General features: G+C 38.9%; 22 protein-coding genes and 1 tRNA gene. 13 read left to right on the forward strand and 10 right to left on the reverse strand.

The genetic code is table 11. The annotated features are described in order from the left end of the window. Window positions 1-55: 55 nt before the first annotated feature. Window positions 56-526: a DUF4251 domain-containing protein gene (locus ACYPZI_RS03110; protein ID WP_459598501.1), complete on the reverse strand. Its 471-nt coding sequence runs from the start codon at window positions 524-526 to the stop codon at window positions 56-58. Between the two features lie 758 nt (window positions 527-1,284). On the opposite strand from ACYPZI_RS03110, the gene ACYPZI_RS03115 reads away from it, so the two are divergent. The 6 genes from ACYPZI_RS03115 to dinB all read left to right on the forward strand — a co-directional run bounded on the left by ACYPZI_RS03115 (window position 1,285) and on the right by dinB (window position 5,508). Then, a complete protein-coding gene (locus tag ACYPZI_RS03115) occupies window positions 1,285-1,449 on the forward strand; it encodes a hypothetical protein (protein WP_459598102.1) in 165 nt (54 codons plus the stop codon). Between the two features lie 336 nt (window positions 1,450-1,785). Next, window positions 1,786-2,613, forward strand: coding sequence for a glutamate racemase (gene murI, locus ACYPZI_RS03120; protein ID WP_459598503.1), 828 nt, complete (start codon window positions 1,786-1,788; stop codon window positions 2,611-2,613). Window positions 2,614-2,710: 97 nt separating this feature from the next. Further along, the gene (locus tag ACYPZI_RS03125) at window positions 2,711-3,259 is read left to right on the forward strand and encodes a DUF488 domain-containing protein (protein ID WP_459598505.1); all 549 of its coding nucleotides are present in this window, start codon (window positions 2,711-2,713) and stop codon (window positions 3,257-3,259) included. Between the two features lies 1 nt (window position 3,260). After that, the gene (locus ACYPZI_RS03130) at window positions 3,261-3,737 is read left to right on the forward strand and encodes a DUF488 domain-containing protein (RefSeq protein WP_459598507.1); all 477 of its coding nucleotides are present in this window, start codon (window positions 3,261-3,263) and stop codon (window positions 3,735-3,737) included. 7 nt (window positions 3,738-3,744) lie between these two features. Continuing rightward, window positions 3,745-4,413, forward strand: coding sequence for a dual OB domain-containing protein (locus ACYPZI_RS03135; RefSeq protein WP_459598509.1), 669 nt, complete (start codon window positions 3,745-3,747; stop codon window positions 4,411-4,413). A 21-nt stretch (window positions 4,414-4,434) separates the two neighbouring features. Next, entirely contained in the window at window positions 4,435-5,508 is a 1,074-nt protein-coding gene (gene dinB / locus ACYPZI_RS03140; protein WP_459598511.1) for a DNA polymerase IV, read from the forward strand. On the opposite strand, the gene ACYPZI_RS03145 is transcribed toward dinB, so the two are convergent. The 5 genes from ACYPZI_RS03145 to ACYPZI_RS03165 form a co-directional block, all read right to left on the reverse strand. After that, on the reverse strand, window positions 5,505-6,665 hold the full coding sequence (locus ACYPZI_RS03145; RefSeq protein WP_459598513.1) for a glycosyltransferase: 1,161 nt from the start codon (window positions 6,663-6,665) through the stop codon (window positions 5,505-5,507). The genes dinB and ACYPZI_RS03145 overlap by 4 nt on opposite strands. Before the next feature lie 6 nt (window positions 6,666-6,671). Beyond that, the gene (hemH, locus tag ACYPZI_RS03150; RefSeq protein ID WP_459598515.1) at window positions 6,672-7,631 is read right to left on the reverse strand and encodes a ferrochelatase; all 960 of its coding nucleotides are present in this window, start codon (window positions 7,629-7,631) and stop codon (window positions 6,672-6,674) included. 9 nt (window positions 7,632-7,640) lie between these two features. Then, the gene (locus ACYPZI_RS03155) at window positions 7,641-8,615 is read right to left on the reverse strand and encodes a type I phosphomannose isomerase catalytic subunit (RefSeq protein WP_459598517.1); all 975 of its coding nucleotides are present in this window, start codon (window positions 8,613-8,615) and stop codon (window positions 7,641-7,643) included. A gap of 409 nt (window positions 8,616-9,024) precedes the next feature. Continuing rightward, a complete protein-coding gene (locus ACYPZI_RS03160) occupies window positions 9,025-9,189 on the reverse strand; it encodes a hypothetical protein (RefSeq protein WP_459598519.1) in 165 nt (54 codons plus the stop codon). 395 nt (window positions 9,190-9,584) lie between these two features. Beyond that, window positions 9,585-11,456 (reverse strand): ABC-F family ATP-binding cassette domain-containing protein, encoded by a 1,872-nt coding sequence (locus tag ACYPZI_RS03165; RefSeq protein WP_459598521.1) that lies wholly within the window; start codon window positions 11,454-11,456, stop codon window positions 9,585-9,587. A 229-nt stretch (window positions 11,457-11,685) separates the two neighbouring features. Here ACYPZI_RS03165 and ACYPZI_RS03170 point away from each other — a divergent pair, with 229 nt between their 5' ends. The 5 genes from ACYPZI_RS03170 (at window position 11,686) to ACYPZI_RS03190 (ending at window position 18,419) form a co-directional block, all read left to right on the forward strand. Then, a complete protein-coding gene (locus ACYPZI_RS03170; protein WP_459598523.1) occupies window positions 11,686-12,450 on the forward strand; it encodes a ParA family protein in 765 nt (254 codons plus the stop codon). Window positions 12,451-12,484: 34 nt separating this feature from the next. Next, on the forward strand, window positions 12,485-13,393 hold the full coding sequence (locus ACYPZI_RS03175) for a ParB/RepB/Spo0J family partition protein (protein WP_459598525.1): 909 nt from the start codon (window positions 12,485-12,487) through the stop codon (window positions 13,391-13,393). A gap of 161 nt (window positions 13,394-13,554) precedes the next feature. Continuing rightward, on the forward strand, window positions 13,555-14,118 hold the full coding sequence (locus ACYPZI_RS03180; protein ID WP_459598527.1) for a DUF5683 domain-containing protein: 564 nt from the start codon (window positions 13,555-13,557) through the stop codon (window positions 14,116-14,118). Window positions 14,119-14,170: 52 nt separating this feature from the next. Then, window positions 14,171-16,063 (forward strand): LysM peptidoglycan-binding domain-containing protein, encoded by a 1,893-nt coding sequence (locus ACYPZI_RS03185; RefSeq protein ID WP_459598529.1) that lies wholly within the window; start codon window positions 14,171-14,173, stop codon window positions 16,061-16,063. 100 nt (window positions 16,064-16,163) lie between these two features. Further along, a complete protein-coding gene (locus ACYPZI_RS03190) occupies window positions 16,164-18,419 on the forward strand; it encodes a RelA/SpoT family protein (RefSeq protein ID WP_459598531.1) in 2,256 nt (751 codons plus the stop codon). 59 nt (window positions 18,420-18,478) lie between these two features. Here the strand turns inward: ACYPZI_RS03190 and ACYPZI_RS03195 are convergent, their stop codons facing one another. The 4 genes from ACYPZI_RS03195 to ACYPZI_RS03210 all read right to left on the reverse strand — a co-directional run bounded on the left by ACYPZI_RS03195 (window position 18,479) and on the right by ACYPZI_RS03210 (window position 24,498). Continuing rightward, entirely contained in the window at window positions 18,479-20,263 is a 1,785-nt protein-coding gene (locus ACYPZI_RS03195; protein WP_459598533.1) for a TonB-dependent receptor, read from the reverse strand. A gap of 26 nt (window positions 20,264-20,289) precedes the next feature. Further along, entirely contained in the window at window positions 20,290-23,286 is a 2,997-nt protein-coding gene (locus tag ACYPZI_RS03200) for a tetratricopeptide repeat protein (protein ID WP_459598535.1), read from the reverse strand. A gap of 86 nt (window positions 23,287-23,372) precedes the next feature. Beyond that, entirely contained in the window at window positions 23,373-23,897 is a 525-nt protein-coding gene (locus ACYPZI_RS03205) for an NUDIX domain-containing protein (protein WP_459598537.1), read from the reverse strand. Between the two features lie 13 nt (window positions 23,898-23,910). Then, a complete protein-coding gene (locus ACYPZI_RS03210; protein WP_459598539.1) occupies window positions 23,911-24,498 on the reverse strand; it encodes a DUF3109 family protein in 588 nt (195 codons plus the stop codon). 195 nt (window positions 24,499-24,693) lie between these two features. Between ACYPZI_RS03210 and ACYPZI_RS03215 the strand changes: the two genes are divergently transcribed. Both ACYPZI_RS03215 and ACYPZI_RS03220 read left to right on the forward strand, forming a co-directional pair. Further along, window positions 24,694-24,765, forward strand: a tRNA-Arg gene (locus ACYPZI_RS03215). 66 nt (window positions 24,766-24,831) lie between these two features. Further along, window positions 24,832-25,455, forward strand: coding sequence for an outer membrane beta-barrel protein (locus ACYPZI_RS03220; protein ID WP_459598541.1), 624 nt, complete (start codon window positions 24,832-24,834; stop codon window positions 25,453-25,455). The last annotated feature ends 19 nt before the right edge of the window (window positions 25,456-25,474 follow it).

Here is a 25,474-nt window from a genome sequence, read left to right on the forward strand (position 1 = left end):
CCAAATATATGACTTTTATGCTTAAAAAACGGCTGAAAGTACGAAATATTATTATTTATTCAATCTTTCCATAAAAAGAAATGCTTTGTCTATTCGTTTCTTGTACTATCAAAGTACCGTATCCCGAGTCGCCTATTTTTAACAATAACTTATATCGAACGGGAACATCTTTCGTTTCGATGGTTACATCCCACATTCTTTTCTTTTTGTCAGAAATATTATAGTTAAAATCAGTGCTGACAAATTTTATTCCTCCATCAGAAGAAGATATTGGAGCTGTGTATGCCCTGCCAAAATAGGGAAGATATGATTCAATTGTATCCTTTGAAACCTTCAATGAATATGAATTATCCAAACTTATCGATCGTCCGCTCATAGGAATAGCCGTCTGCGGAACAAAGACATAGCGGGATGATGCGACTTTTTCGTTCATCAAAGAGATAGCCTCTTCCTTTGACAAATTATCGCCGGACTTGCAACCCAGCAATAAAAACATGAATAGAGTAGCTGTTATAAAAGGTTTCATAATGATGTGTGTTGATAAAATTAAAACAAATCAAGTGGACAAAATGTTTACTACTCTTATTATGCTGGTTTTATCTATAGATAGTGGTAATTTGAAAATGAGAAAATTAGCGAATTTGAAAATGAGAAAATGAGAAAATTAGCAAATGGCGCGAAGCGACAGTAACAGTCAACAATGGCGCGAAGCGACAAAGGCTATAAGCTAACGGCTAACAGCTAATGGCTAATTGAGTGTGGAGTTTGTTACTTTTTAGTTAAAAAGTTACGAGTAGACGAGATACGAGGTACAAGTTGTTGACTGATGACTGATGACTAACTACTTACTACTGGCTACTGACTACTAACTACTGTTTACTGTAGAAGTTTGTTACTTTTTAGTTAAAAAAGTTACGAGTAGACGAGATACGAGGTACAAGTTTACTGTAGAAGTTTGTTACATTTTAGTTAAAAAGATACGAGTAGACGAGGTACGAGTTGTTGACTGTTGACTGATGACTGTTCACTCACTACTAACTACTGACTACTAACTACTGACTACTGACTGTAGAGGTTTGTTACTTTTTAGTTAAAAAGTTACGAGTAGACGAGATACGAGGTACAAGTTGTTGACTGATGACTGTCGCACGTCATTGCGAGGGTTTACCCGAAGCAATCCATTAATAGTCAATACTCTGGATTGCTTCACTCCGTTCGCAATGACGAAAAGGCCGACTGTTTACTGTTTACTGTTGACTACTGAGTGTGGAGTTTGCATAGTACATGACAAAAAATATTACAAAATCTTATATTGCCCTTACAGGGCGCGGTTTCAGGGGATTTCGTTTTCCCACCCAAGGCGTTGCCATTGGGCTATATTATGTAGCCCCTTCAGGGCATCAAGGAAAGAAACAGGCTGAAAGCCTGATATATTCCAGCCCGGGGTAACACCCCGGGGAGATGACAGACTAGGGAACCGTGCCCTGTAAGGGCAACATAATAAGTCTTTTAAATGTATGTAAAATATTTTTTGTCATGTACTATGGGAGTTTGTTACATTTTAGTTAAAAAGTTACGAGTAGACGAGATACGAGGTACAAGTTGTTGACTGATGACTGCTGACTACTGACTACTGACTACTAACTACTAACTACTAACTACTAACTACTAACTACTGTTTACTGTTTACTGTTTACTGAAAGTTTTTTTACAAAAAAGAAGGTTTAACGAAGGAAATATGACTGGCATCGAAAATGTAATTATCTTTACAAAAACAAAATGAAAATGCTAAAACCAGGACCTATCGGTGTTTTTGACTCCGGCTACGGCGGACTCACCGTGTTATCTCATATCCAATCTTTGATGCCGGAATATGATTATTGCTATCTTGGAGATAATTTACGGGCCCCATATGGCCCCCGTTCATTCGATATTGTTTATGAATTTACAAAACAAGCTGTAAATACCCTGTTCGATATGGGGTGCAATCTTATAATTCTGGCCTGCAATACGGCATCGGCTAAAGCTCTCCGGAGTATACAACAAAAAGATCTGCCGAACATAGACCCTGATAAAAGAGTACTGGGAGTTATTCGCCCTACGGCAGAAATCATTGGTTCTATCACAAAAAGCCGGCATGTAGGTATACTGGGAACCGTAGGGACAATTCAATCGGAATCCTACCCTATCGAAATAGCCAAATTCTTTCCGGACATTATCGTAACCGGCGAAGCTTGCCCTATGTGGGTTCCGTTGGTAGAGAATCGTGAATACGAAAGCGATGGAGCCGACTATTTTGTAAAAAAGAATTTGAACAACATTTTGGGGAAAGATCCTAAAATAGATACGATCATACTAGCCTGCACCCATTATCCGCTATTACTGAATAAGATAAAAGCTTTCCTATCTGAAGGAATATCAGCTATCCCACAAGGAGAATATATCGCGCACAGCCTGCAAGATTACCTATCGCGACACCCTGAAATGGAGCAGATATGTACAAAAGGCGCGACAACACGTTATTTTACAACAGAATCGCCGGAAAAATTTTCCGAAGCAGCTACGATTTTCCTAAATAAGGAAATAGAAGTTGAGAGAGTAACTCTCGAATAGATTCTATTTGAAAGACAAATATGCTTTTTTACTACATCTTTTGTCTTATACTTCATAATAATATGCTAAATTTACAGAAGATAAATACTCCATAATAATGAAATCAACAATATATTCAATTGGTCATGGAAGCAAAAATGTAGAGGAACTTATTAAAGAGTTACAATCATTTGATATAGAATTTCTAATTGATATAAGATCTAAACCATACTCGAAGTGGAACCCTCAATTTAATCAAGCGCCACTGAAAACCGTAATAAAGAATAATCATATAGAATACGTGTTTCTTGGGGACAAATTGGGTGGGTTGCCTGACGATAGGAGTTGTTATAATTATAATGGTAAAGTTGTTTATGAACTAATAAAAGAAAAAGATTTTTTTAAAGACGGATTAAATAGGCTGATAACAGCATCTCAAAAGGGAATTAGGGTTGCTATTATGTGCAGTGAATCTAAACCCGAAGAATGCCATAGAAGTAAACTAATAGGAGAAGAGTTGCTGAAACTTGGCATATCAATAAATCACATTATATCTGAGGATAAAATAAAGACTCAAGAGCTTGTTATTGAGGAATTGACTGAGGGGTTAGGTGTAACCGATTTGTTTGGAAATAAGACAGATTTCACATCACGAAAATCATATTAGAATGGAATTCTTTACAATAGGAGTATATTGCTCTACGGAGCAAGAGTTTTTTGAGAAATTAGCAAAAAATAATATTGATACTTTTTGCGATATTCGACAAAGGAGAGGTGTCCGTGGCTCAGAATATAACTTTGTGAACAGCAACCATTTGCAAAAAAAATTATATGAATTAGATATAAAATACGGTCATATATTGGATTTAGCACCTACAACAGAGATCCGAGAACTTCAGAAGCAAGCTGATTTACAATCTGGCGAGCGGAAACGAGATAGAAATAAATTAGGTAAAATATTTTCAATTGCATATAAAGATAAAATACTAAGCAAATTTGACTTTGGTGCATTCATTGAGAAACTAGAAGATATTGGAGCTAATAGAGTTGTATTATTTTGCGTTGAAGAAAAACCTAAAGCATGCCATAGGTCACTTGTTGCGGATGAATTGGAAAAACTTGGATATAAAATAACTCATTTGTGATTTGTTTATGGATGTATTGATTATCTCTAAAACTAAGATGCTACATGGGATTTGTGTCGGCGGATTGTTAGCGAACGGCCTATCAGTGAGACTATTGAATGCTAATGGATATAATCAAGATATAAATACAGAGTTTAATGTTGGGGATGTTTATACTATTAGTTATATTGAACGTACCCCCGTTGAAACTCCGCATGTAGAAGATATATTAGTTATAAATCAACAATTTAAATTTAAATTTAATACTGTCGCTCAAATAATCTCCTTCATAAAGGAAAAATCAAAATTAGAAATATGGAAAGGAAATATTAAATCTCTTTTTAACGGGAGTCTGCATTGGACAAAGTCCGGGAGTGGTTATATCTCCAAATTAGGGTCTATTCCAAGTCAAAGTACTGGTTTCTGGATTACAGATAAAGATTTGATTCGTAACGATTATGGAGACAAAATCAGATATGTTTATCATGATTCTTTAGATTCTCGAAATGATGATTTATGGAGTTTCGCAGTTGATTCTGGTACCAAATATATTTCTTTTGTTGGCTTACAAGAAGCTATAGATAAAATTCCCGCAGGAACACTAGTTCGGGTCTCTTTGGCGAGATGGTGGAATCGCCCTAATTCAGAAGACGAGTCTAGGTGTTATCTACAATTATCTGGATGGTATAATATTTAGTTTAAATTGGTTCTTACTTCTATGCGAAAGATAATCCATATAGACATGGATGCCTTTTATGCATCTATAGAGCAGCGCGACAATGTCGCTTATAGAGGTAAGCCTTTAGCTGTCGGTTATTCAGGCCCTAGAGGAGTTGTTGCGGCAGCCAGTTACGAAGCCCGGCGTTATGGAGTAAGGTCGGCTATGGCTTCGAAAACAGCATTGCGTAAATGTCCTCAATTGATATTTGTTCCTGCGCGATTCGATGTATACAAGTCTGTATCAAGGCAAATAATGGATATTTTTCATGAATATACAGACCTTGTAGAACCGTTGTCGTTAGATGAAGCCTTTCTGGATGTTACAGAAAACTTTAAGAATATATCATCAGCCACCCAGATAGCACAGGAAATAAAACAAAAGATATTCGAAACGACAAACCTGACAGCCTCTGCCGGAGTATCATTCAATAAATTTCTTGCAAAAATAGCATCCGACCAAAATAAGCCTAATGGTATATTCATTGTAAAACCTAAAGTCGCGGAACAGTTTGTCGAAACTTTAGCCATAGAACAGTTCTTCGGAGTGGGAAAAGTGACAGCCAAGCTAATGCATCAACTTGGAATAAAAACAGGATGGGATCTGAAGCAACGATCTGAAAACGAATTAGTTTCTATATTCGGAAAAGCAGGACATATATACTATCAGAATGCACGTGCCACAGACGACCGTCCGGTAGAATCGCACCGGATAAGGAAATCCGTCAGTTCGGAGACTACTTTCGACAGAGATATAGACAATCTGGACGAACTTGCTATCATTTTGGACGAAGTGGCTAAAGATGCATTTACCGATATTGACAAAAAAGGATTTAAAGGACGTACAATCACATTAAAAATAAAATATGCCAACTTTAAAATCATTACACGCAGCCAAACGTTCCCCGGTTATATTACTGATTACGAAACTTTTTACAAAACCGGATACGAACTACTCGAAAATGTAGATCTATCGCCTAAAGTAAGGCTTATTGGCCTGGGAATTAAGAATAATGAAAATGATATTGGTTGGTACGATGCTATCCAGCTAAGGATAAATTTTGAAGAAGATTAATGTATGTCTAGTAGATTTTCAATACTTTTCAGCCATCCCTGATAATCGAAACGGGCAATAGCTTTATCCAGATCCTTGCTGTACCTGACGGATAATGAAGGATCGTCTAAAACAGCCTTCAACCCTTTGTACACTCCTTCCCCGCTATTTTCCACTAACAAACCATATTTTCCACCGTCAAGAATATCACGGGGGCCTCCGCAATCGGTGGTTATCACAGGCGTATTCAATGCCATAGACTCCAACAAGGTAAGAGAAAAGCTTTCCCGCTCGGAAACACATAATGACCACTTGCATTGAAGTATGTATGGGTAGGGATTTTCTGTTCTCCCAATCAGAGTAATCATATCCGACAAGGCTAAATCTGATACAGTTTTCGTCATAACCCCACTATCCATTCCTTCTCCCATGATATAAATATGAAAGTTATATCCTTCATCTTTCAACCGAGATGCAGCGTTTATTAACCTGTCAGTCCGTTTTTCGGGAGAAGTCCGGGTTATCAAAATAAAGTTGGTTTGTCCTTGCGGCAAATCGGAGGCCGGCTCTTTGGCCTTCTGTTTCAATCCGGAAAAATCAACAGCGTTGTAAAGAACCCTGATATCCTGCTGCGGCATACGTCCATCATGCAAAACATCCAGATAGGCATTTTTTGCCGCATCGGAAACGCAAACAACCGTATTAAAACAACTGTATGACGTTTGCGCTACTCTTAGCTGTTTCTTATTTAGCCATACCGATATACGTTCCCTAAAAGAATTGACCTCATATTTCCGCTTATACAAGATATTATGTATCCACAATATTTTGGGACTGTTCATCTTACTGAAAATGCGGGCGAAGAAAGTTTCCTTGAAACAAATAACAAGATCGTAATTTCCGGATTTCAACCCTTTCATTGAAGCAAAAATACGAGGAAAGAAGATCATTATATTCTCACCCACTTTTCGTTTAAGATGAGAAGTATTCCCTTTATACAGGTAAGCTACAGTAACGCTTTCGGACAGTTCCTTCAATAATATATTTTTCTCAGATGGCTGCGGCAAAAGAAGTGTTATACGACATTCTTTTGTAACGAAATGATTGAGCAAGCCAACTAAAAGTTTTTCAGTACCGCCCATCTCCATTCCATCGTTGAAAAATAATATGCGTTTCATCCGAAATCAGGATATAATTTTCATTACGGCATCTATCCAATAATCGTTACTATTCAGACATGGGATATAAGAGAACTCTGTACCTCCATGCTGCAAGAAAGTTTCTTGTGTCTTTATCTTAATATCATAAAGCGTTTCCAGATTATCCGCGGCAAAGCCCGGAGCCACAACCAATATTTTGTTCAATCCTTCTTCGGCTAACTCTTTTACTGTCTCATCCAGATCGGGCTTGAGCCAATCTTTTCCCATAGCCGAATGATAGGTCAACCGGGTTTTCTTCGTATCTATCCCCAATTCGTTTATCACTAACCGGATAGTTTCTTTTGTCTGATAAACATAATCGAACTCCTTGCCTTTTTTCCAGCCTTCTTCCACATGGCTTAACGGCAGGCTGTGGAAACTGAAAATAAGCTTATCGAACGGCTGATCTGTATATGGCTTTATACTTTGCGCCAATGCCGAGATATAATCCGGATGCTTGAAATATGGTTCAACAAATTTCAGTCTGAAAGGATACGGACGTTTAAAAAACTGTCTTCCAACAAAATCAACAACGGTCTTATAAGAAGATTCTGCGTACTGAGGAAATAAAGGCAATACGATCACCTCGTGAAGTCTGTTATTTTTTGCCATCAGGCTATCAAGACCCGCCGTAACGTCCGGCTGTCCGTACCTCATTGCTACCGCCACCGGTACCTCTGTTGCCACCTCCAGCTTTTCCGCAAGCTGCTTAGCCTGATATAACAATGGAGAATCCTTGATCTCTTTATTCCAAATCATCTCATAATGCTTTGTTGAAGCAAATTGCCGGAACGGAACAATTATACCGTTTACCAAAATCGGGCGAAACCAATCCGGCACTGTCATTACATACGGATCGGAAAGCATGGCTCGTATAAAGAACTTTACATCTTTTCGCGCACATGTCTCCGGACTGCCTGTATTGACTAACAAAACCCCCTTCATAGTTTCAGCCTAAACGTAGGTTTCTAATAACAATACATTCGCATCGGGGCTGATAATTACACTCTCGGTATCAGCCGGAATGAGAACGGTTTCTCCCTGCTTAATATAGAGGTCGTTTCCTTTATCATCCCTAATACTGCACGCTCCACCCATACAGATATAAATAACGAAAGAGTCTGTATCTACATAATCCCGGGTTATATCTTTTGTTACATCCAACAGGTTAGTTGTAAAATATTTACACGATTCTAACTGTACCGGCTGATTTTCTTTTCTTACATAAGATGTACGGTAGTTATCGTACACACCATAATCAATTGCATCTTTTGCCAACTCTGTATGCAATTCGCGTCCGTTGCCATTCGCATCTTTACGGTTATAGTCATAGATACGGTATGTAATATTCGATGTTTGCTGTATTTCTGCTATGAATGTACCTGCACCAATAGCATGCACACGTCCGGCAGGCAAGAAAAAGACATCTCCTTTTTTTACATCATGCTTAGCCAAATAATCGACAAAAGTATTATCCTCAATACTTTTCACATACGAGTCGGGAGTAATCGGTTTCTCAAAGCCGGAATACAAAAACGCACCCGGAGCAGCATTTATCACATACCACATTTCAGTTTTACCAAAAGAGTCATGTCTTTTCTTCGCCAATTCATCATCAGGATGCACCTGAATAGAAAGATTGTCTCGGGCATCGATAAATTTGATCAGCAACGGAAACTTCGCCCCAAATGATTCATAATTCTTTTTGCCTACTAACTGTTCTTTATATAAAGATATGAGTTCATCGAGGCTCCTGTCTTCCAGTTCACCGTTAGCTACTACGGATATATTTCCTTCGACACCCGATATTTCCCAGCTTTCACCTAGCCCATCTTCAACAGGTGTTATTTTCTTGAATTTACATATTTCATCTCCTCCCCATATGATGGATTTGAGGATAGGCTTAAATTTTAATGGATATAGTTTCATTTTTGATATTGTTTATTGAAATAGTTTACAAATTTAGCTAAATTACTTCAGAGTACCTGTCTCCTTCGAATTACATCTAGGGCAACCGCGTCAAAATTTTGACCCTTACTTTTCATTTTAACTAAAAAGTAACAAACTTCTACAGTAAACAGTAGTCAGTAGTCAGTAGTCAGTAAACAGTCGACCTTTTCGTCATTGCGAACGGAGTGAAGCAATCCAGAGTATTGATTATTAATGGATTGCTTCGGGAGAACCCTCGCAATGACGAGAGAAAAACTCCTTCCTCCTTTTAACTAAAAAGTAACAAACTCCCATAGTACATGACAAAAAATATTTTATATATATTTAAAAGGCTTATTATATTGCCCTTACAGGGCACGGTTCCCTAGTCTGTCATCTCACCGGGGTGTTACCCCGGGCTGGAATATATCAGGCCTTCAGCCTGTTTCTTTCCTTGATGCCCTGAAGGGGCTACATAATATAGCCCAATGGCAACGCCTTGGGTGAGAAAACGAAATTCCCTGAAACCGCGCCCTGTAAGGGCAATATAAGATTTTGTAATATTTTTTGTCATGTACTATGCAAACTCCACACTTCTTACAGTTATCAGTCAGTAGTCAGCAGTCAACAACTTGTACCTCGTATCTCGTCTACTCGTAACTTTTTAACTAAAAAGTAACAAACTCTACACTCAATTAGCCGTTAGCTTATAGCCTTTGCCGCTTTGCGCCATTGTTGACTGATAACTGTTGACTGTTACTGTCGCTTCGCGCCATTTGCTAATTTGCTAATTTTCTCATTTTCAAATTTGCTAATTATCACTACATCTATAGATAAAACTAATTTAGTTACAAGTTATAAGCTTTTGTCGCTTCGCGCCATTGTTGACTGTTGACTGCTAACTGTTGACTGTTATTGTCGCTTCGCGACATTCTTCATTCTTCACTTTTTTGACGCGGTTGCCCTGAATTACATCAATTCACTAAGTTCCATCCAACGCATTGTTTTTTCATCTATTTCTTCGATGAGATCACTTATGCGATTCGATTTTTCTAATAATTCGTTTGTAGAAAGCGTTCCGCTGGACAATTCCCCTTCAATCTGTGACTTTTCAGTTTCAAGCTTGGGAATCGAGGCATCCAACTCTTCAAACTCACGTTTCTCTTTGAACGAAAGTTTTTTCTTTTCTTCCTTTATCGGGATTTGGGCTCTCTCTTCTTTTGGCCTGACTGTTTGTTGCTTTTCTTTTTCCAGAGCGTCCTGTATTTCTTTCCATTCACGATATTCCGTATAGTTTCCCGGAAAATCTTTTATATTCGCATTTCCCTGAAAAGCGAGCAGATGACCGACAACCTTATCCATAAAGTAGCGGTCGTGCGACACAACGATAACACAACCCTTGAACTGCTGCAAATATTCTTCCAATATATTGAGTGTGACGATATCCAAATCGTTGGTAGGCTCATCCAGAACAAGAAAGTTAGGGTTAGTTATCAATACTGTACACAGATACAGCCTGCGCTTTTCACCCCCCGACAACTTATAAACAAAATTATGCTGTTTTTCCGGCGGGAACAAAAAGTGTTGAAGGAACTGTGATGCCGTCAAGCGATTGCCATTACCCAAATCGATCACCTCCGCTATATTCTGAATAACATCGATCACCTTCATTTGTTCGTCAAACTTCAAGCCATCTTGGCTGTAATAACCAAACTTCACAGTCTCGCCAATATCGAAGCCCCCCTTGTCGGGAGTAACTTCACCCATCAACATTTTTATAAAGGTTGATTTGCCCGTGCCATTGTTGCCCACAACGCCAAGCTTTTCGTAACGGGCGAAAACATAATTAAAATCTTCGAGTATCTTGACATCGTCAAATGCTTTGTAAATATGCTGAGCCTCAAATATTTTATTGCCTATATACGAGCCTTTCATCTGCAACTGCACATCTCCCGCATACCTGGCTTGTTTAGCCTTTTTTTCCAAATCGTAAAATGCATCTATTCGCGACTTCGCTTTTGTACCCCGGGCCTGAGGTTGACGGCGCATCCATTCCAGTTCTTTGCGCAACAGATTGTTCGCCCTGTCTAACTCTGCATTTTGGGCGCTTACACGCTCATCTCTTTTTTCAAGATAATAAGAGTAATTACCCTTATATTCAAATATTTGTTGTTGATCTATTTCGATAATCTGATTACACACACGGTCGAGGAAATAACGGTCGTGCGTTACCATCAACAGACTCAATCGGGATCGTTGCAAATAACCTTCGAGCCATTCTACCATATCCAGATCGAGGTGGTTGGTAGGCTCATCCAGAATAATCAAATCGGGTTCTGTAATCAGGACATTAGCCAATGCTACACGCTTGAGTTGCCCTCCCGACAATTGAGCTATCTTCTGATCAAAGTCTGTAATCTTAAGCTGAGCCAATATTTGTTTTGCCCGATGCTCATAATCCCAGGCTTGTAAAATATCCATTTTCTGGAGTATGGCATCAAGAGAAGACTGATCTTTAGAGTTAATCACCTGTTCGTATTCCGCGATCAAATCGGTTACTTCATTTCCTGACTGAAAGCAGGCTTCCAGCACAGTCAAGCCTTCGGGATAAACAGGATCTTGTTCCAGGTAAGCAATACGTACATCTCTGCGAAACACAACAGAACCACGATCATACGACTCTTTACCTGTAATAATATTAAGCAATGTAGTCTTTCCCGATCCGTTTTTCGCGATCAGGCCGATACGCTCTCCTTCTGCCACGCCAAAAGATATATCGCGAAACAATACTAAATCGCCGAAACTTTTTGTCAATCCGTCTACCTGTAATACTGAAGCCATAAAAAATATTTTTGCAAAGGTAACATTTACCACTTTAAAAGCTATCTTTGCGGGGTAACAATTCCAAAGGATGTTCTAAACAAATACCAATTCAATAAGTATGAGACCCCCACTTTATTAACAATCTATCTGACTTTTCAACATGATATGTATTGTTACACATATTTAACATTCATTTCCTGCATTTTATTATTTAATTTGTCATCTAAAAAAACAGTTATTAGCTTCTATGGGTAAAATAATAGCATTAGCCAATCAAAAGGGAGGTGTAGGAAAAACTACTACCACTATAAATTTAGCAGCTTCGTTAGCGGCTATGGAAAAGACAGTACTGGTAGTAGACGCAGATCCCCAAGCGAATGCATCGTCAGGATTAGGTGTCGATATCAAAAAAGTAAACAAAACCATTTACGAATGCCTTATAGGATCTACTTCTGCTAAAGAGGCTATCGTAAAAACAGAGATAGAGCGCCTCGATGTATTGCCATCGCACATCAACCTTGTTGGGGCAGAACTGGAGATGCTCAATGTGGAAAACAGAGAAAAACAGCTGGCTGCTGTACTTACTCCGTTGAAATCAGATTATGATTACATACTGATCGACTGTTCACCTTCACTTGGATTAATAACAGTCAATGCTCTGACCGCTGCCGATTCTATTATCATCCCTGTACAATGCGAATATTTCGCACTGGAAGGCATCAGCAAACTACTGAATACAATAAAAATAATAAAATCAAAACTTAACCCTTCACTTGAAATAGAAGGGTTTTTGCTGACCATGTATGACGCCCGTCTAAGACTGGCAAATCAGATATACGAAGAGGTTAAAAACCATTTTCAGGAATTAGTTTTCACTACTGTGATACAGCGGAATATCAAATTAAGCGAATCGCAAAGTTTTGCACAACCTGTACTTGTATACGATGCTTCATCGAAAGGAGCTGTCAATCATATGCAACTGGCGCAGGAACTTATTGAGAAAAATTCTTAACTTTGTAGTTCTGTAAATACTTATAATTATTGTTATGACTAAAAAAATGGTTCTAGGCAGGGGGCTCGATGCTCTTATCACCATTGATGAAGTAAAAACAGAAGGTTCTTCTTCAATCAACGAAATAGAATTATCGAAAATACAGGCTAATCCCGATCAGCCCCGCCGGGCTTTTGACGAGGAAGCCTTGCAAGAACTAGCGACATCTATCCGCCAGATAGGTATTATACAGCCTATAACATTAAGAAAAATAAATGACGATTCGTATCAGATCATAGCAGGAGAACGTCGTTATAGAGCTTCATTATTAGCTGACCTGAAAACTATTCCGGCTTACATAAAGACGGCAGAGGACGAAAATGTAATGGAAATGGCTCTTGTGGAAAATATCCAGAGAGAAGACCTGAACTCCATAGAAATCGCCTTAGCTTACCAAAACCTGATCGAGTCTTACAACCTTACACAGGAAAGGCTAAGCGAAAGGGTAGGTAAAAAAAGAACTACCATAGCCAACTACCTGCGCTTGCTTAAGCTTCCGGCTGAAATACAAATGGGACTGAGAGATAAAAAGATAGACATGGCGCATGCCCGTACTCTTGTAACGTTGGAAGATGCTCCTACTCAGCTGGAAGTTTACGAACTCATACTGGAAGAAGGATTATCGGTACGTAAAGTTGAAGAGTATGTAAGAGCAATCAGCAAGGGAGAAAAACTGGAAGAATTGCTTAAAGAAGAAAAAGCCGTAGAAACAATAAAGAAATCAGGTGCTAAAAAAGCAACTCCCGAAGAATTTGAACTATTAAAAGATCATCTTTCAAAGTTTTTTTCTACTAAAGTACAATTAACCTGTAACGAGCAGGGAAAAGGAAAAATAAGTATTCCTTTCAAATCTGAAGAAGAGCTGGAAAGAATCATAGAGATTTTTGATCAATTAAAAAAATAAACCAAGATATTCTACGTAATATCACTATGAGGATAGGACTTACAATTTGTACACTTTGTTTTCTGGGAAGTCTCTCTATGAACATAAACGCTCAGGAGCCCCTTGTGCAAGATTCGCCTAGTCTCAGTAAACAATCGGTAAGACCGACAAAAAAGGATACTGTGTCTCGCGAAAAGACAGCAGTTTTATTAGACACTATAGTATTTAATAAACCCGAATTCAAACCTGATTCCAAGAAAGCACTCATATATTCAGCTATTTTACCCGGATTAGGCCAGTTTTATAACAAAAAGTATTGGAAATTACCATTTGTATTGGGTGGCGCATTTGGTTTGACATACGCAATAACGTGGAATGGAGGCCGTTATAACGAATATAGAGATGCTTACAGAGATTTAGTTTTGAATCCGACAACCACCACCAGTTGGCACGATTTCATTTCACCGAATGAAAGTAAGGAGGATTACATAAATAATGCATCGATGCGAGAGTCTTTAACTTCCCGGTTAAAAAGAGGTAAAGACTTTTACAGAAGAAACCGTGATTTGTCTATAATAGCAGCAGTCGGAGTATACGCATTATGCATGATAGACGCCTATGTTGACGCTCAGCTATATGACTTTGATATATCTCCGGATCTTTCTATGCGGGTAGAACCCGCTATCTGGATGCCGACTCCATACTCGCAAGCCTCTATCGGGCTTCAATGCAAAATAAATTTTTAAATACACGGATTTTTATATCTTTACAAAATCCTGTATCCCTAAAAGAAAGCTTATGTTGAAAAAATTAATTATTTCAGGAATCTTTGTTGGTTGTACCCTTATAGCAGCAGGCCAATCAAACAAACCCGAGGGGGACGACACACCTCCCGAATTTGAACGCGCTTACGAACAACTTCTTTCTAAAAAAGGAGCAAGTCCGGTGCAAGGTAATTATTCTAACGGTACTATTATATTCGACGATTCTACTTATATAAAACGTTTATACTCACTTCCAACAACAATGGAACTGGCTTTTAATCCTGTGGTAAAACAACAAATAGAATATTATGCCGGACGCAGAAAATCGCAAGTCAGCTATATGCTCGGCGAAGGGAAATATTACTTTCCTATTTTCGAAGAAGCCCTTGACCGGGAAGGCTTGCCGCTCGAACTTAAATATTTGCCGGTAATAGAATCCGCGCTCAATCCTATAGCACGCTCAAGGGTAGGGGCATCGGGCTTATGGCAATTCATGGCTGCCACAGGTAAAATGTACGACCTGGAAATAAACAGCTTGGTTGATGAGCGGTTCGATCCGCGCAAATCGACTGATGCTGCTGTTAAATACTTGAAATCGTTATATTCAAAATACAATGACTGGAATTTAGTTATCGCCGCATACAATTGTGGTCCCGGAAATGTAGATAAAGCCATACGCAGAAGCGGTGGGTTAACTGATTACTGGAGTATTTACCCATATCTCCCCAGAGAGACCAGAGGCTATGTCCCTATTTTCATTGCCGCTACTTACATCATGAACTACTATCATGAACATGGAATAGACCCATCCACAGGAACCAAACCTGCATCGATGGATTCTGTCGTAATCAACAAAAATCTTCATTTCCAGCAAATATCCGATGTGCTAAATATCCCAATTGACGATATACGGCGTTATAATCCACAATTCAAAAGTGATGTGATTCCGGGCGAATACAAAGGCTATTCGCTAAATTTACCAATGGATAAACTAACAGCATTCATAGATAAAGAAGAATCTATCTTCGCATATAAACCCGATCAATTTCTGACTCACAGAAAAGTTGCCGGACTGGATGTCGTAAGCGGAGGCAGTTCTTCCAATACAAAAACAATTACTCACCGCGTAAAGAAAGGAGACACTCTAGCCAAAGTAGCCAGCCGGTATGGGGTTTCATCAGCACAAATAAAAAGCTGGAACGGTTTATCTTCCAATAAGCTAAACGTGGGCAGGCGCCTGGAGATATATAAAACGGCAGCGCCTGTAGCTAAAACAACATTGAACACCGAACCGGCATCTAATATAGAAGGGAAGTATACAGGAACTCCTATCGAGGGAAGCAATGCTGCCGTAGAAAAACAAGCTAAAACAACCACGACATACTATAAGGTTCGCAAAGGCGATACCTGGACTAAAATAGCTCAAAGAAACAATGTTACTGTTTCCGACATTAAAAAGTGGAATAATATCAGAAATAATAGCCTGATCGCAGGAAAAACACTGAAAATACAAAAAATAGAATATGTAGAAGTCCCTGTGATCGAAGAGCCAAAACGTCCTGAACCTGAATTGGCCTATGTCGAGATAGATTCAACCTTTACTATCGATATTTTCGACAATTACCTGAAAAAAGTGGATATGGATAAGGCATCTCTTCCTCTCATCAATATTTCGGCTACCGATGAAATCCCTAGCCGAAAAAAAACAGATGATACAAAGTTGATTTACCACAAAGTAAAAATAGGTGAAACCATGACGCAGATTGCGGCACGTTACAATGTATCACAAAAGGACATCATTTCTTGGAATAAACTTTCGTCAAAAACGGCTAAAGTCGGGCAACGCCTTCTAATCCTTCTACCGGAAAAAGAAGCGGCCAATGTAGCCGACAAATCATCAAACGATACGTTTTCCGCCGATAAATAAAAGAAGGACAAAAATATATTTTGTTAAAACGATTTTATAATCGGGTGCTATGTATCCGATTATAATTCATTTTACTATTTTTGTATCTTACTGAATTTTTATGGCGAAAGAGAATATACATACTCAGGACGATATTTTGATTGAGTCGGAATTCAATGCTCTGATTGACGATTACCTGAAGACAAACCACAGACGGAAAATAGAAATTATTACCAAGGCTTTTCTCCTGGCGAAAGAGGCGCATAAAGGTGCGCGCAGGCGGTCAGGAGAGCCATATATCATGCATCCCATCGCTGTAGCACGTATAGTATGTAAAGAAATAGGTCTGGGATCAACATCTATATGCGCCGCATTACTTCACGATGTCGTAGAAGACACTGAATACACAGTAGAAGACATAAAAGGCCTGTTTGGCGAAAAAATAGCGGCAATAGTAGACGGGCTGACTAAAATATCGAGTGGCATGTTTGAAGAACAAGACGTTTCTGCCCAGGCAGAAAACTTCCGCAAACTATTACTTACCATGTCGGACGATATCCGTGTTATTCTGGTAAAGATCGCCGATCGCCTTCACAATATGCGTACCCTTGGCTCCATGGCTCCGGCTAAACAATACAAAATCGCAGGGGAAACAATGTACATATACGCTCCTCTTGCTCACAGGCTTGGGCTTTTTGCTATAAAAACGGAACTGGAAGAATTAAGCTTCAAATGGGAAAACCCACAGGTATATCAGGAGATTGAAAGTAAACTCCGGGATACACACCATATGCGAACTGATGTTTATGAGCACTTCGCCGCTCCGGTTATTGAAAAACTAAATGAGCTGGATTTTAAATACGAAATCAGAGCGCGGGAAAAGTCAGTTTATTCTATCTGGAACAAAATGCAAAGCAAAGGCATTCCTTTTGAGGAGGTTTATGATATTTTTGCGGTACGCATTCTTTTCGAGAATGAACCGGGTATAGATGAGAAGAAACGATGTTGGGACATATACTCCGTAATAACAGATATATATAAACTCCGTCCCGATCGTATCAGAGATTGGGTTAGCCGTCCTAAGGCGAATGGCTACCAAGCATTACACCTCACAGTGATGGGTCCCGATGGTCAATGGATAGAGATACAGATACGCAGCCGCAGAATGGACGATATAGCAGAAAAAGGGTTTGCGGCACATTGGAAATACAAAGAGGGGAAAATAGAAGAAGATACCGAGCTTGATAAATGGCTGAAGACTATTAAAGAGATATTGGAAAGTCCAAGCCCTAACGCATTAGACTTCCTTGACACGATAAAACTAAATCTATACTCACAGGAAATTTTTGTTTTTACACCTAAAGGCGAAATACGTACCCTGGCACAAGGAGCGACAGCGCTCGACTTTGCATACGACCTGCACTCAGATATCGGAGACCATTGCATCGGAGCAAAAGTAAATCATAAGTTAGTACCTTTGAGTGAAAAACTGAATAGCGGAGACCAAGTAGAAATACTCACATCGAAATCGCAACAACCGAAACAGGAATGGCTAACCTTGATAACTACAGCTAAAGCGCGCACTAAAATAGAATATGCCCTAAGAAAGCTCCGCAGAGAGACGATCAGGCAAGGAGAAGAACTTCTAAATAAAGCAATAGAGGGCACATCCATTGAAATAACAGCTGATACAATGGACAAAATGCTGGATTATTATCAGCGGGCAAGTAAAGAAGACCTGTTGTATGCCATCGGAAATAACGATATATCCCTACCACAAAAGATAGAAAAACTACTTACCTTAAAGAAACAGAACCCGGACAACGTACTGCTAAAATACATGAGACAGGCGTTTCATGCTGTTAAAAAAACAGAAAAAGAAAAAATAGAAAGAAACGAAAAAACCGAATACGAACTGGTAGACACAAAAAAAACTTATGTATTAGAGGAAGACTCTTTTAATAAGAACTTTAAAACCCTGCCATGTTGCGATCCGATACCAGGGGATAAAGTCTTTGGTTACTTGACAGAAGAGAATGAGGTAGAAGTACATAGTATCCACTGTCCTGTAGGCCTAAAATTAAAAGCCAGTTATGGAAATAGAATTGTAAATCTGGAATGGGGTAGTTTTATCCAATCGCCTTTTATAACCACCATAAATGTTACAGGAATAGACCGCATGGGTATGCTCAATGATATAACGAAGATCATAACTGCGGGGTCTTTAAATATCAAGAATATAAGCATTGAATCGACTGATGGTGTATTCGAAGGACGGATTGTAGTTTATGTTCACGATGTAAACGACTTACAAACCCTTTGTTCCCGCATAGCAAAAATAAATGGGGTAAAAACAGTAAACCGAAAGCAAATCTGATTAATTTTATCATAAAATGAGAAAGTCCTGTGTAATACAGGACTTTTTCATTTACTTCTTTAGAATTTAAGGCTTACCCCTCCAAGTATATTGAATCCTTGCAAAGGATAACCATAATATAACTCATACCGTTGATACAGGATATTATTCAGTCTGGCATTTACCGACAGCCAATCTGTAACCTGATATTCTCCCCTGAAATTCAGCTCGTTAATATCTTTCATCTTTGACTCGGGATTTACTGATGACAGAACCCCCAGATAAGCACCCTCACGCCCTCCTGCATATAGATAATTAACCGATAACGTCAGTTTATCCATCGGCTTCACATCTGCATTCAGTTCTGCTGTAAATGATGGGCGCCCCCAGGCTTTCTTTTCGGAAAAAGTTACAGGATCGATCGGTGTAACATAGCCATCCCTATACTTCACATTATAGAAATACCCTGTAATTTTTGCAGATAAATCTGTATATGGAATCAGAGCTGTTTTCAATTGTCCGCCAACATGCCCGGTCGAAACATTAGCATACAAAGGCGTTCCAACAAGACTCCAAGCATCATTCGCACCAGTAGGTTGATACACATACAAATGATCTTTATTAGTCTGCTTGTATCCTGCGAATAGGTCAAATTCTAAACCACTTACAATACCCGAACTAAAACCAATTTTAGCGTCATAGAGTGTTTTTGAGTACTCTACACGGGTTGCAGGATTTACGTATCGGTTTTCCTGAAGAATATCGAGGAATGTATTATTATTAACTCCTCCGCCAATTTCGGCATAGAATTTATTCACATCATTTATCCGAACATTCGCTTTTACATTAGGAGCAATAGAAAAACCAACTTTTACATCAAATAAGAAATTCACATTGGCACCTAAATTTACATCCCAGTTTTCACCAAGAAACTTCAGATAAGGAGTACCCTGTACATTCAGATATTTATGATATACATCATCATTCTCGAACCAGTCCTCCTTACCAAAAGTCTGATACATGATGCTACCATCGATTCCCATTGTTTTATCTGTATCAAATTCCGTAAAGACATTTACGCCTAAATCCAGTTGCTCTCCTTTCAATCCGTCATTAAGAGAAGTCGGTCCGTACTTACTGTCAAAATGAGTAAATGCGAGATTACCGATATATTTCAACGATCCTTCATTATTTTCGCTCGATCTTAAACCTATGCCAAAGTTGAACACATTCACATTTTGCTTCGATTTATAATCATATGGATTTGTTGCTCCTCCCTTTGGATAGAAAGAGTTTCCATAGTAATTATACCCGGTATTGCGAAACGATGCTCCAACAGTAAGTATAGACGGGTCGAACGTATGTTGATATTTTAAATTAACTCCGGCGTTGGAATATTTCGCCTTTACGTCTTTATCAAAATATTTTTCTTTATCCAGATAATATATCTTACCCGAAGTTGCGTTATAATTGCCAAACAGGTCAAGGCGATCCCTTTCTCCATCTACGATACGGTACCCGGCAGCACCATCAAGATTGCCATTAGTTCCTCCACCAAGTATTAAGTAGCCTCGCTTTTTACTGAAATCCACATTTGTTTTAATATCACCCGGCGCAGACGCTCCTAACTGGTTGTTATCCAATTTTATTTGCGGAGTCGAACTTACAAAATTTATATTGCCTTGTTTTACTACAGGCGTATAAATATTGGGTGTTGCATTTATTTTCGAAGCATCCTGTAATGTAGGATTGTACTCACGTTCGAGCAATACCTGACGGGTAAGAGTTGTATCTTTTTGTGCCGAAACTGCCAGACTTGTAATTCCCAACCCTAAGACAAAAATAGTTTTATATATTGCTTTCATATTTTCTTTTTCTGATTGTTCATAAGTTATTTCAATGCTGACAAACGTTCCGAGATCATTGTAGCTACATCTGCTTCGGATCCCTTATAATTTGCCTGTAAACTTTCAAGATATTGACGAGCCGAAAACTTATCTCCTTTAGCCGCATAAACATCCGCCAGTACGATAATCGCCCGTGCCATCCAATACTCGTGAGGTGTACCTTCTTTCATGAACGTCTGAACTTGTTTTTCCGCTTTATCATACGATTTAGCCTTATAATAAGCTTCAGCTATCAGGAACTGAGCCTCAGCTCCGGTAACGGTACGCGTATCTTTTGCCACTGCCAATAAATCTGTGATCGCTTCATCTGTTTTCCCTAAGTTCTTCAAAGATTGCCCTCTATAGAATTTCGCTTCATTGGCAACAGAAGCAGAAACTTTAGAACCTTTCAGTATTTTGTTAGCCGCAGCAACTACTTCATTATCTTTCTTCAACAAGTAAGCGCAACGCAACATACCAAGTTCGGCTATGCTTTTGTTTTCAGTATTTGAAGCAACAAGCCCTAAATGCTCATATGCAGCATACGCGGCATCATAATTCTTACGATCGAATTCTATACCGGAAGCCAGCACCAAAGCATTGTCTATATACTTCGGATTATTAGAATTGATCACTGCTTTGAAGTTTTCCAGCGCCGCATTATTATCTTTCGCTTCAAATGCTATATTCCCTAAGTAAAAATGGGCATCGCTGGAGAATACTCCATTCGGGTACGATTGTAAATATCTGTTGAATGCTGTCTTTGATTCTTCTTTACGACCTTTCATATAAACGTTTTCCGCAGCCAGATAGGTGAGTGAATCCTGACGGCTTGCCGACAAAACGGTTCCTTTACCCAAAGAATTTACATACGATGCATAAGACGAAATATCATTCATATCTTTATAAACGCCCTCCAAACTTTCTACTGCCGTGCGAGCCTCCTCGCTATTCGGATAGTTAGAGACAACCTGCTTGTAGGCAGCAATAGATTTTTGCGGATTATTGGTATTGAAATATAATTGTCCTAACTGAACTCCTGCTTTCTGCGCCAGGGTCGATTTAGGATAATCTTTCAACAGTTTCTCCAACACAGTAATTGCTTCGGTTTCTTTACCCAGCATAACCAATGCCCTGCTTTTTTCATACAACGCATCGTCATAATATTCCGATTCGGGATATTTAGACATCATGGTGTTCAACGCACTGACCTTTCCATTATAGTTGCGCTGTAACCCCAGCACAAAAGCTTTTTGGAAATCCGAATAGTCTGCATTCGCCGGATTTGCATTCGCTGCTTGCGAATATGATTTTTCAGCTTCTGAAAAATTACGGGTAAACAGGTAACAGTCTCCAATACGGTTCAACGCATCCGAGTAATTTGGCGACTGGCGGTTTGTCTCCGTTGAGACATATTTCTTAAAATCTGTTAGCGCTTTGCTATGATTTTTTGTCTGGAAATTAGTATAACCCAGATTATAAAAAGCCAATGCGTAATTTTTGCCCGAAGTAGAAGCCTGTGCCAAATACGTATTAAAGTCACGCGCTGCTGTTTGATAATCTTCACTACGATATGCAATTTCTCCACGCCAGAAGTAAGCCTCGTTTCTTGCCTCTGTATTATAGCTACCCATATTGATAGCAGCGTTGAAGTCACTAGCAGCCAGATCATACTTCTTGTCAATAAAGTTCTGAACACCCAATTGGTATAGAATAACCTGTTTTGCGTCCAATATCTGCTTACCCGGAGCTTTTATATTATTAATAGCAGCTAATGCCGTGCGATAGTTCTTAGATGCTAACAAAGTTGTAGCCAAGACACTGTTTACTTTATCCGTGTATTTCGAATTTGGGTACTCTGCAAGAAATTGCTGCGATGCGGTTATTGCTTCTCCGAATGCCGAACCACCATCTCTATTACGTATCATTACATAATTATATAAAGCTTCCTCACTTATAGAAGGATCAAACCCTGAACGGGCAGCAGCCGAAAATGCCATTACCGCGTTTTGCGTATCATCCAATTTCAGGTAAGATTGCCCGAGCAACATCTGTCCCGCCTGCCCCAATTTATCGGTAGTGGAAGCTACATTTTTCAATGCGCTCACCGCATTGCGATAATCTCCGGTCTGATAATATGCTTCTGCTAATTGATACATATCCTCACGGAACGGAGTTGTCGTTCCCTGCAAGTATTTCTCATAACTCCTGATTGCGTTCGATGTATTACCTAAACGATAATAGCTATTTCCCAGTAAGCGGTATACTTCCGGAGTATTTTCCTTATCAGGGTATGACGATATATAATCTTGGCCTTCTGTTATGGTCTCATTCAGATTTCCCTGTAAGAAAGCGCTTTGTATAAGGAAGAATGTTGCCGTTTCTTTATATTCGGATTTGTTTTTCAGTCTTCTCAGTATAGGTAAGGCCTGGTCGTATTCCCCTTCTTGGAAATTAGTATAGGCCAGATAGTAAGATGCGGGTTCTGCATATTTTTTGCTATTGCGCGAAAGTAGTCCAAATAGACGTTTAGCTTCGGCACGCTCTCCGTTTTGAAGGCTCGAATATGCCATTCTATAACTATAATCCTCCTGTTCGTCTACAGTCAGATAATCCATATCTGCCTGAGAAAACCAATAGAGAGCCTTTTTCCAGTCTTTTTCGTTAAAATGGGTTGTACCAATAAAAAAACATATCTGATTGCGATGATATGATTCCGGATATTCATCCAAATAATCTTTCAGCAGCATTCCGGCATTGGCCTTCCCCTGATAAAATAAAGAGCTGACAAGCATATAGTCAGCCTCCTGTATAAGTTTACTATCTTTAGACAACTTCTTAAACTCTCGCAGAGTATTCTGGCTGCCTACATAGTTTTTGTCCAGATACATTTCCTTTCCCTGCGAAAAAAGCCTGTCAGGCATAGCCGTATACGCTGATTTCTGGGCATGCGCCAACTGCAAAACAGACGCAACAGCCAAAGTCAAAAGTATTCTTTTCATACGATAATTTTGTTTTTAATGGTGGTATGGAAACTCGCATGACAAAATTATCATAGACTTTGGTGAATCGCTATTCATGCTCGTTTTCATATTGTCATTTTTTGTATTTTCTTTATCACTTCTTTTATCGATAATAGTCCGAATAAGTCCGGATTAAGTTCTGAAACCTTTATAAATTCCAATTTTGCTACATCATCTTCAGCCTTCAAGATATGAGTATCTTTTACTTTGCATAAATAAACAAGATCGAGAGTATGCACTTCGAAGCCTGAGTAAATATAAATATTAGGAACAGAAAACAAATATTCTATGTCATCTACATCCAATCCTGTTTCTTCTTTTACCTCCCGGCTCATCGCCTCTTCTCCGGTTTCATGCAAATCGACAAACCCTCCGGGCAAATCTAATGTTCCCTTCACCGGCTCATGTGCACGGGTAGCAACCAACAATTCCTTATTCTCATTTATAATCACTGCAACTGTAGCGGCACAAGAGTTGAAATAATATACAAAACCACATTTCTCACATTTCTTCGATTTGATATTATTTTCTGTAAATTTATCAGAACCGCATTTCGGGCAGAATTTAAATTGAGATAAAGGATGATGCATAATTTACCGGTATTTAAGTTTGTATTTCTTTCGTTTTATTGTATTCATCTGCCACCAAAGTCAGTTCATTATACCAATCTTCTCCGAAACGGCGAATAAGAGGCTCTTTCAGGAACTGATATATTCTAACTTCTTCTTTCTTTCCTAAGAGTGTAGCGGCTTTACATATACCCCAACGGTGATAATTGACAGCCGTAAAACTTTTATATTTCTGCAACCGTATAGGATAAAGATGACAGGATATGGGCTTATAGAAACTCACTCGCCGTTCACGATAAGCCTTTTCTATCGCGCATTTACACACTCCGTACTCATCATAATACGTAAACACACAGTCTTTTCCGTTGACAATAGAGGTTACCATTTCTCCATCACCATCTTTGTATGCTACACCTTGTTGTTTGATTATATTTTGAGCTTCGGGGGATAAGTCGTCCCAAACCTGAGGCAACAGGTCTTCTATTATTTTGACTTCCTCATTTTCGAGTGGAGCGCCGGAGTCTCCTTCTACACAGCATTCGCCTTTACAGACGGACAAATTGCAAATAAAGCTTTCTTCTATTATGTCAGATGCGACTATCGTATCGTTTATCTGAAACATACGGATTTTTCTGTTTTGATTTATTTAGCAAATATAGGTGTTTTTGTAGCAGTTCGCAATTCAGTAAACACCCTTTTAACACAATTTGATTAAATGAACTTTTTTTTACTTAATAATAAAACTTACTTGCCTCGTGTCAGAAAATCTCTTACTTTTGCATTGCTTTATTGATCATTTTTCAAAATGATAAGACAAGGCGCAGTAGTTCAATGGATAGAATAGAAGTTTCCTAAACTTTAGATTCGGGTTCGATTCCCGGCTGTGCTACTCTCTCTATAAACTTTACACAAAAAACAGTTGTTTTACATTAGTATAAATTCTAAAAACATTGCAATGAAAACAAAATATCTATTATCGTTCGTTGCTTTTCTCGTACTGCTTATAGCAGGTACAAATACGACGTCCGCACAATTGCGTCTGGGAGTTAAAGGTGGCGTAGATATCGATTCAAAAAAATTTGATTTAAAAACGCTAAAAGCAAGCAACCATTTGGGGTATTACATAGGGCCGACTCTCGAATTTATAGTTCCAATCTCAGGATTTGGAGCCGACGTTGCTGTCTTATACGGACGCAAAGAATATAAAATATCTGACCTGCAAAGTGATGCGACATTGTCTGATTATAATTATATTAGCATCCCTGTAAATATCAAACAACGTATCAGATTCTTTGGCTTAGGCCTTTTTGTCTCGGGAGGTGTGTATGGCGACGTAAAAGTTAGCGGCGGCGACATTAAAATAGAAAACGCAGGAGATGTATGGAAAGAATACAAATCGAAGAATTTTATCTTTGGCATTGGCGCCGGCGCGGGGGTTAGTTTATTTAGTAAGCTAGATATAGGAGTATACTTCCGTGGCGATCTCACCAAAAATTACAAAGATAAGTATATAGATACCGGCGTTTTTCAGAATAAGAAAAATCAAAGGTGGAGTGTCGGTTTAAATTATTATTTCTAAAAAATAATCTTACTTATTA

Source organism: Dysgonomonas reticulitermitis (assembly GCF_054601275.1).